Raw genomic sequence first — 4187 nt, forward strand, 5'->3', positions numbered from 1 at the left:
GCACGCGGGTCCGGATCCGACGCCGGCAGATTTGCCCATTCCGGCGTCGCCGCCAGATCCACCACCGTCAGATCGCGTAGCGCATCGTCGCCCAGAGCCGATCGCCCCGCTGCATCGGCCAGCAGCACTCGCGGCGCCGCATCGTCGAGAACCTGCCGCAGCCGCGCCGGCGGATAGGCCGGGTCCAGCGGCAGATAGGCGCCCCCCGCCTTGAGGATCGCCAAAAGCCCGACCACCATCGCCACGCTGCGCGCAACGCAGATCGCCACCGGCTGATCCGGCTTCACCCCGAGCCCGATCAGATGATGCGCCAGCTGGTTGGCATGCGCATTGAGCTCGCCATAGCTGACGCGCTGGTCCTGATAGACCACCGCCACCGCCTCCGGCGCTTTTTGCACCTGCGCCTCAAACAGCTCATGGATGCACTGCTGCTCAGGATACGTCACCGCCGTCCGGTTCAGTTCCTCCAGCAGATATGCGCGCTCGTTGGCTGGCAGCAGCTCAATCCGCCCGACCGCTTGCTGCGCATCGGCAACCATCGCCCGCAGCAGCGCCAGCAGATAACCACGCTGCCGCTCGATGGTCGCGCGATCGAACAGCGCCGTGGCATAACCCAGCGTGCCAGCGATCACCTCACCCTGCTCGCCAAGGCTCAGCTCCAGATCGAACTTGACCTGATCGAAGCCGTCTGCCGCCGCCTCCACCATCAGCCCAGGAAGGTCGAACGTCCCAGCGGCGTTGTTCTGCCAGGCCAGCATCACCTGGAACAACGGCGTGTGATCAAGAGCCCGGGGCGGCTGCACGATCTCCACCACCTGCTCGAACGGCAGGTCCTGGTGCTCCTGCGCTCCCAAGGCCGTGCGCCGCGTCCGCTCCAACAGCTCCGACACGCTCGGCTCGCCCGACAGGTCCAGCCGCAGCGCCAGGGTGTTGACGAAGAAGCCGATCAGCTCTTCGATCTCGCGGCGACCGCGATTAGCGCTCGGCACGCCAATCGCAAGATCGTCCTGTCCCGACAGATACGACAGCACCGCAGCCCACCCCGCCAGCACCGTCATGAACAACGTCGTGCCTTGCTGCAGGCCCAGCCGCTTCAGCTCCCGCGTCAGCTCCGCATCAATAACGATCGGGACCGTCGCCCCCGCAAACGACTGCTGCGCCGGCCGCGGCCGGTCCGTCGGCAGCGCCAGACGGGCCGGCGCGCCAGACAGATTGTTGCGCCAATACTGCGCCTGGCGCTGCAGCCGCGCGCCCGACAGCCACTGCCGTTGCCAGGCGGCATAGTCCGGATACTGGATTGCAAGCGGCGGCAGCGGATCGCCTTCTCCGGCCACGAACGCCCGGTACAGCTGACTGAGTTCACGCGCCAACACGCCCAGCGACCAACCATCCGAGACAATGTGATGCTGCGTCAGCAGCAAGACGTGCTCCTCATCCGAGATCCGGATCAGCCGGCCACGGATCAGCGGGCCACGCGCCAGATCGAACGGCGTGCACGCCTCTTCCCTGCACAGACCCAATAGTGCCTCGTCCGCATCCGGCCTGTCCCGCAGATCGTGCTCCACAACCGGCAGCCCCGCATCCTCCGGCAGCAGCTCCACCCAGGGCTTGCCCTCCGGCGCGACAAACACGCTGCGCAGCGCCTCATGGCGCGCCAACACACGGTCCAGGCTACGCTGCCAGGCGCTGCGGTCGAGCCCACCCTTGAGCCGCCACCCGAGCGGAATGTGATAGTTCGTGCTGCTCTGATCCAGCTGCGCCAAAAACCACAGCCGCTGCTGGGCAAACGACAGCACAAGCGGCGCTTCACGCGACACCGGCGCAATGGCTGGCAGGTCTTGCGCGCCGGAGCGGCTCAACTCATCCATGATACTCGCGGCCAGATCGGCCAGCACCGGTTTGGCAAACAGCGTGGTCAGCGGCCGTGTGAAGCCAATGGCCTGCGAGACCCGGCTCAACAGCTGCACCGCCACCAGCGAGTGCCCGCCGAGCGCAAAGAAGTGGTCGTGGCGTCCGACCCGCTCCACACCGAGCAGCTCGGCCCAGATCTGTGCCAGCGTGGTCTCGATCTCGCCTTGCGGCGGCTCATAGGCGCGATGCGCATACGCCTCATCGTCCGGCGCCGGCAGCGCCTTGCGGTCCAGCTTGCCGTTCGCCGTCAGCGGCAGCGCCGCCAGCCGGACGAACGCCGATGGCACCATGTAGTCCGGCAGGTGCGCACTTATGTGCGCGCGCAAGGCGCCGGCAAGGTCGCCGCCATCCTGTCCGTTCGAAGCCGCCTCGGGCGCACACACCACATAGCCGACAAGACGCTGCTCGCCGCAGCCATCCTCGCGCGCCACCACCACTGCATCACCCACCGCCGGATGCTCGAGGAGCCGCGCCGCGATCTCGCCCGGCTCGATCCGAAAGCCGCGGATCTTCACCTGGTCGTCGTTGCGGCCCAAAAACTCCAGATTGCCGTCCGGCAGGTAGCGTGCCAGGTCGCCGGTCCGGTAGAGCCGGTCGCCCTCGACAAAGGGACTGGCGATGAACCGCTCCGCTGTCAGCTCAGGGCGGTTCAGATAGCCGCGCGCCACCCCCGCCCCGCCAATGTAGAGCTCCCCCACCGCCCCGAACGGCACTGGTGCCCCATGACCATCCAGCAGATACACCCGCGTGTTCGCAATCGGACGGCCAATCGGGACAATGGCGCCATCAAACTCAGCCAGACAACTCCACGCTGTCACGTCGATCGCAGCTTCCGTCGGACCGTACAGATTGTGCAGGGCCGTCCAAGGCAAGAGGCGCCGAACCTTATGCACACTGGCGGCAGGAAGCGCCTCGCCGCTGCATAAAACTCGTCCCAGCGATATGCAGCGGTCAACACTCTTCGCATCTATAAAGCTGACCAGCATGGATGGCACGAAGTGAACCGTCGTAATTCGCTGGTTGATAATCAAGTCGACCAATGCGTCGGGATCTCTGTGCGCACCGGGCGGCGCCAGCACCAGGGTTGCCCCTTCAAGCAAGGTCCAGAAGAACTCCCAGGCCGAGACATCGAAGCTAAATGGCGTCTTCTGCAACACGACATCAGTTGCGTTGAGACCATAGGCGTTCTGCATCCAGATCAGGCGATTAACGATAGCCCGATGCTCATTCTGTGCCCCCTTGGGGGTGCCTGTGGATCCGGAGGTGTAGATCACATAGGCGAGATGGCGCGAGGTCAGGCCGAGCGCACGCGGGTCCGGATCCGACGCCGGCAGATTTGCCCATTCCGGCGTCGCCGCCAGATCCACCACCGTCAGATCGCGTAGCGCATCGTCGCCCAGCGCCGATCGCCCCGCTGCATCGGCCAGCAGCACTCGCGGCGCCGCATCGTCGATAACCTGCCGCAGCCGCGCCGGCGGATAGGCCGGATCCAGCGGCAGATAGGCGCCCCCCGCCTTGAGGATCGCCAGCAGCCCCACCACCATCATCGGACTGCGCTGCAGGCAGATCGCCACCGGCTGGTCCGGCTTCACCCCAATTGCGATCAGATGATGCGCCAGGCGGTTGGCGTGCGCATTGAGCTCGCCATAGCTTACGCGCTCCTCCGCGCACACCACCGCCACCGCATCCGGCGCACGGCGCACCTGGGCCTCGAACAGCTCATGGATGCACCGCTCCGACGGATAGGCCGCCGCCGTCCGGTTCAGCTCCTCCAGCAGATACGCCCGCTCGTCAGGTGGCAGGATGTCCAGCTCCCGCACTGGCGTGCTCGGCGCCCGCTCCAGCGCCTCCGCCAGCTGCTCCAGCGCCCGCTGCATGTGGCCGCAGACCCGATCCGCCGAGATAGGCTCCACCACCTGCGCCGTCAGCCCGAGCGCCTCGCCAAAATCCTCCACCGACAAGGTCAGCGGATAGTTGGTGCGCTCCTCCTCGCCCAGCCATTCCACGCCGGACAGCGCATCATCGGCTGCGGAGGCGGTGACCGCCGCCGGCGTGTTGTGGCGGTAGTTCAACAGCGCGCTGAACAGCGGCGCCGGCGCCGCAACGGCGCGGCAGCGTTGCGCCAGCGCCAGCGAGGCATGCTCGTGCGCCAAGAGCTCGACCAGCCGGGCATGCGTGGTCCGCACGCTCGCCTCGACGGCGGTGCCGTCAAGGTCAAGCCGCAGCGGCAGGGTGTTGATGAACAGGCCCATCGCGCGGTCGGCGCCCGCCCCGCC

Annotated in this window: 1 protein-coding gene; it reads right to left on the reverse strand. The window is 66.9% G+C overall.

Annotation, left to right across the window (positions count from 1 at the left end; translation table 11 throughout):
• The coding region (locus GGD63_RS39775; protein ID WP_246785838.1) for an amino acid adenylation domain-containing protein at positions 1-4163 on the reverse strand (4163 nt) is incomplete at its 3' end.
• Positions 4164-4187 lie beyond the last annotated feature (24 nt).

It is taken from the genome of Bradyrhizobium sp. cir1 (assembly GCF_014198245.1).
In the GTDB taxonomy this organism is placed as follows: Bacteria; Pseudomonadota; Alphaproteobacteria; order Rhizobiales; family Xanthobacteraceae; genus Bradyrhizobium.